Genomic DNA, 4,781 nt, shown 5'->3' with positions numbered 1-4,781 from the left:
CGCCGACCGGATTGACGCCGTGCGTTAGTAGCCCGGTTGTCCCATCGGGCACGATGGAGTCATGGATGTTGTCTCCACGACCGGCGTTGGCATCGCGCCGCGAGTTCAGTAGTGCAACCAGATGATGGCATTTATCGGCTGCTCAGGCTGCCGATGCGGGTTCTTTCGCTGCGCACCATCGTCATCATCTCGGCACTCGCCGTCGTCGGACTGGTCATCACCCTCGGTACGTGGGTGTGGATCGGCGTCACCAATGAGCAGTACAGCCAGCTCGATCGGCGCCTGGACTCGGTGAGCGGGCTGGGCGACATCAGTTCGCTGCTCAGCACCGCACAGCAGACCACCGCCGAGGAGCCCATGCCGGACGGCAGCCTGGTGCGCACCGCCCGCGTGGGCGGCACGACGGTGTCCGTGCCCAGCGACATCACGCTGCCGGAGTTCGACAGCGGCTATGCCAATACCACCATCAACGGCGTGGAGTACCGAGTGCGGACCTTTAGGGCGGGTCAGGCCACGATTGCGCTCGGTGCACCGGTGGCCGAAGCCCAGCGCCGGATCGACGCCCAGCACCTGAGGGTGTTGCTGATCTGCGGCGGCGTCATCGTCGGCACCGTGTTGGTCGGCTGGGTGATGTGGTTGATCATGATCAACCCGTTCCGGCTGCTGGCCCAGCAAGCGCGCGCCATCAACGCCCAGTCCAATCCCGACGAGGTCCAGGTCCGCGGGGTGCAGGAGGCCGTGGAGATCGCCGAGGCGGTCGAGGGGATGTTGGCCCGCATCGGCAGTGAGCAGCAGCGCACCAGGGCCGCGCTGGAATCGGCCCGCGACTTCTCCGCGGTCGCCTCGCACGAACTTCGCACCCCGCTGACCGCCATGCGCACCAACCTGGAGGTGCTGGCCACCCTTGACCTGCCCGACGAGCAGCGCAAGGAGGTGCTCGGTGACGTCATCCGCACCCAGAGCAGGATCGAGGGGACGCTGACGGCGCTGGAACGCCTGGCGCAGGGCGAACTGACCACCGTCGACGACTTCGTCCCCTTCGACATCACCGAGCTGCTGGACCGCGCGGCTCACGACGCGCAGCACACCTACCCCAGGTTGCGCGTGTCGCTGGTGCCCTCGCCCAGCGTGCTGATGGTAGGTCTGCCTGCCGGCCTGCGGCTGGTCATCGACAACGCCATCGCCAACGCCGTCAAGCACGGCGACGCCACCGAAATCCAGCTCAGCGCAATCAGTTCGGCCGACGGTGTGGAGATCGCCATCGACGACAACGGAGCCGGCGTCCCCGAGGAAGAGCGCGACGGGGTCTTCGCGCGGTTCTCGCGAGGTTCGAACGCCTCCCGGTCGGGCTCCGGCCTGGGGCTGGCGCTCGTCGCGCAGCAGGCCGAGCTGCACGGCGGCACCGCGTCCTTGGGGTCCAGCCCATTGCGCGGTGCGCGGCTGCTGTTGCGGCTGCCCGGAGCGCGGTGACAGACCAGCGAACGTGCGTGGCGCCCAAACGGCCGTCTCTTTATCGAATCTTCATCGAACATCGAGCTGACCCATACGTGGCTACCGGAGGCTGAAAACAGGCGTCAACTGCGCGGGCCTCTTGCCTGGTTTCCAGATGTTGACCGCGTACGTCGACGAAGTCCGATGAGCAAGGAGTTCGTGTGCAGACCAAACGATTGAGTGCGGCGCTCGCCGCGGCGTTGGCGGCCGTTGTGACGCTCAGCGCGTGCAATGGCTCGGGAACGGAAACACAGGCGTCGGCGACGACACCCGCCGCTCCCCCGGCCGCCACCTCACCGAGCGCCTCCGACAGCGCGCACAACGACGCGGATGTCACGTTTGCGCAGGGCATGATTCCGCATCACCAGCAGGCGGTCGAGATGAGCGACACGCTCTTGGCCAAGCAGGGCATCGATCCGAAGGTGGTGTCGCTGGCCAACGAGATCAAGGCGGCCCAGGCACCGGAAATCGAGCAGATGCAGGGTTGGTTGAGCCAGTGGGGTGTGTCGACGACCACCACCTCGCCGGGCAGCGCCATGCCGAGCATGCCCGGCCACGACATGTCTGGCAACGGTGAGATGCCAGGTATGAGCGGCGGCCACGGGATGATGTCGGAGCAGGACACGGCGGCGCTGCAGAACGCCCAGGGCGTCGAGGCAAGTCGGCTCTTCCTGAGTCAGATGATCCAGCATCACCAAGGTGCGATCGCGATGGCCCAGGCCGAGATTGACTCTGGTCAGTTCCCGCCGGCGATCACGCTGGCCCGTTCCATCGTGTCCTCACAACAGCGAGAGATCACCACGATGCAGGGGATGCTCGAAAAGCTCTGACGAGCGTGCATGCGCTCCGGGCTACCGCGGCGCCTTCGAACCGTTGGTAACAGATGCCGCTTGTACCGTCCCGGCAGGGCGCAAGGGCAGTGTGATCGTGAACGTTGAGCCAGCGCCCCGGCCGTCGCTGATGGCGGTGATGTGTCCGCCGTGTGCTTCGGCCAGGGCCTTGGCGATCGCCAGTCCGATGCCTGCGCCGCCGTGCTCGCGACTGCGTGCCGCGTCTATTCGATAGAACCGTTCGAACACGTGCGGCAGGTGTTCAGCGGGGATGCCGTCACCCGTGTCGACCACCCGCACGGTGAGTTGATCGCGGCTTGCGTCGGCGCGTACCTCGACGTGCCCGTGCTCAGGGGTGTGGCGCAGCGCGTTGTCGAGGATGTTGCCAAGGATCTGGGCAAGACGCTGGGGGTCACCCCATAGCCGGGGTAGGTCATCGGGGAAGGCGGCGGCAAGTGCGACCCGCTTGTCGTGGTAGGACTCCTGGGCGGCGGCGACGGCACTGGTGACCAGCTCGTGCGGATCGATCCAGGTGAACGCCATCGACGCGGAGCTTTCTTCGGCCTGGGCCAGTGCGGCGACGTCTTCGGAGAACCGCACCAGACGCCGGGTCTGCTCACGCAGCATGGTGGTGGTTGCGGGGTTCAGTGACCGCACGCCGTCTTCGAGTGCCTCCATGTAGGCCTCGAGCACTGCTACCGGAGTGCGGATTTCGTGAGCGAGGTCGCCGAACAACTGCCGACGGGTCGCGTCGACGGTCTGTAGCCGCGCCGCCATCTGATTGAACGCCTCGGTGAGGGTGTCGAAATCGTCGCCGAGTCGCGGCGACGATACGCGAGTGCCGTAGCGGCCGTGGGCAACTGCGGTGGCGGCAGATGCGACCTCCGTGACGGAGCGTTGCAGCCGTCGGCTGACGTACCAACTCACCGCCAGCGCGGTGAGCGCAGACACGGCCAGGGCGCCGCCCACCGACAACGCGGTCGCGTACCGGTAGGCCTCTTCGGCGTGGAGCTGCTCGAGAGAGTCGTGGGACACCCCGGCTCGGCGAAGGTGCTCGCGAAACAGAGGCGGCCCAACGATGGCGGCGACAACCCACGTGGTGACGGTACCGGCCGCCAGCACCATCGCCTGGGCGAGCAGAAGCCGCATGCCGATCCCGGGCCGACGAAGTGACCGCCCGACCTTCTCAGCGGTGTGCATGGACCCGCTCACTGTCCGGTTCCCATTCGGTATCCGACTCCGCGCACGGTGGTGACGTAGCGCGGCCGGGCGGCATCGTCGCCCAACTTCTGGCGAAGATGGCCGATGTGGACGTCGACGAGATGATCGTTGCCGACCCATGGACCGTCGCGCACCGTTTCGAGCAGCTGCCGGCGGCTCAGCACCACACCCGGGCGTGCTGACAATGCCGCGAGCAAATCAAATTCAGTGCGCGTCAACACAATCGGCTCGTCACCGATGAACACTTCCCGTGCGGCCACGTCGACCCGCAGCGCACCGAAGCGCCGGGGCGGGGGGACCTCGCTTCCAGGCGCAGCGTCCGTCGCGCCGTTGCCGCGCACGATGCGGGGTCGTCGGAGCATGGCGCGGATCCGCGCCACCAGCTCGCGCGGACTGAACGGCTTGGTGACGTAATCGTCGGCGCCGACGGTGAGCCCGAGGATGGTGTCCATTTCGGTGTCCCGCGCGGTCAGCATCACGACGTAGGCGTCGGAGAAGGTGCGCAACTGCCGACACACCTCCAACCCGTCCATTCCGGGCAGTCCGAGATCCAGGATGACGACGTCGGGGTCGAGTTCGCGGGCAACGGCGATGGCGGCCGTGCCGTTTACCGCGATTGTGGTCTCGAACTGCTCGCGCTCCAGATAACTGGCCACCACCTCGGCCAAGGGCGCCTCGTCGTCGACTACGAGCGCCCGATATCCTCGCCCGGCTTTGACCGATGTGGCTGACGTGCCGTCCATGATCTTCATAGTGCCCGTCGAGCGATCTATAGCGTCAGTACTCGATCAGCCGCGTGACATACGGCGTCATGCCACTCGTGCGTACCGGAGACACCTTCACCTGCGAACCGGTGTAGGGGGCTTCGAGCATCATGCCGTCGCCCAAGTACATCGCTTCGTGCTGGCTTGCGTTGGGCCCGTAGAAGATCAAGTCCCCGCGGCGCATCTGCGACGACGGGATCTTGCGGCCTGCGTCGTATTGCGAGCCCGAGTAATGGTCCAGCTTGATGCCCACCCCCGCGAACGCATAAAGCATCAATCCCGAGCAGTCGAAACCGATGGTGCCCGCACCCTGATCGATTCCGCGGGAGCAGATGGGGGTCCCTTACTCCTGGGGCGGTGGCAACGCCAACGGTCCAAGGCCATCGGCCGATGAAACGACGGTTGAACGCTTTTCGGCACGTCCGCCAGAGGATCAGGCGGTTGCGGAATCGTCGTCCGTGATGGCCAGTCCGAG

At 66.3% G+C, this 4,781-nt stretch carries 4 protein-coding genes and 1 pseudogene; 2 read left to right on the top strand and 3 right to left on the bottom strand.

The genetic code is table 11. The annotated features are described in order from the left end of the window. Nucleotides 1-153: 153 nt before the first annotated feature. Nucleotides 154-1,470: an ATP-binding protein gene (locus QOC69_RS25005; RefSeq protein ID WP_526444680.1), complete on the top strand. Its 1,317-nt coding sequence runs from the start codon at nucleotides 154-156 to the stop codon at nucleotides 1,468-1,470. Between the two features lie 182 nt (nucleotides 1,471-1,652). Beyond that, a complete protein-coding gene (locus QOC69_RS25000; RefSeq protein WP_526444678.1) occupies nucleotides 1,653-2,321 on the top strand; it encodes a DUF305 domain-containing protein in 669 nt (222 codons plus the stop codon). A 21-nt stretch (nucleotides 2,322-2,342) separates the two neighbouring features. Here QOC69_RS25000 and QOC69_RS24995 read toward each other — a convergent pair whose 3' ends face one another. The 3 genes and pseudogenes from QOC69_RS24995 to QOC69_RS24985 all read right to left on the bottom strand — a co-directional run. Beyond that, on the bottom strand, nucleotides 2,343-3,521 hold the full coding sequence (locus QOC69_RS24995; RefSeq protein ID WP_526444676.1) for a sensor histidine kinase: 1,179 nt from the start codon (nucleotides 3,519-3,521) through the stop codon (nucleotides 2,343-2,345). Nucleotides 3,522-3,529: 8 nt separating this feature from the next. Then, nucleotides 3,530-4,294, bottom strand: coding sequence for a response regulator (locus QOC69_RS24990; protein ID WP_526444674.1), 765 nt, complete (start codon nucleotides 4,292-4,294; stop codon nucleotides 3,530-3,532). Nucleotides 4,295-4,319: 25 nt separating this feature from the next. Beyond that, nucleotides 4,320-4,634: pseudogene (locus QOC69_RS24985) on the bottom strand (NlpC/P60 family protein); the annotation flags it as partial. Nucleotides 4,635-4,781 lie beyond the last annotated feature (147 nt).

It is taken from the genome of Mycobacterium sp. (assembly GCF_032162105.1).
Classification (GTDB): Bacteria; Actinomycetota; Actinomycetes; order Mycobacteriales; family Mycobacteriaceae; genus Mycobacterium.
This window is presented reverse-complemented; position numbering and strand designations above follow the sequence as displayed.

Bases quoted from the DNA above. Each gene is read 5' to 3' on its own strand.
- QOC69_RS25005 (WP_526444680.1), top strand. From the start codon at position 154: ATGCGGGTTCTTTCGCTGCGCACCATCGTCATCATCTCGGCACTCGCC.
- QOC69_RS24995 (WP_526444676.1), bottom strand. From the start codon at position 3,521: ATGCACACCGCTGAGAAGGTCGGGCGGTCACTTCGTCGGCCCGGGATC.
- QOC69_RS24990 (WP_526444674.1), bottom strand. From the start codon at position 4,294: ATGAAGATCATGGACGGCACGTCAGCCACATCGGTCAAAGCCGGGCGA.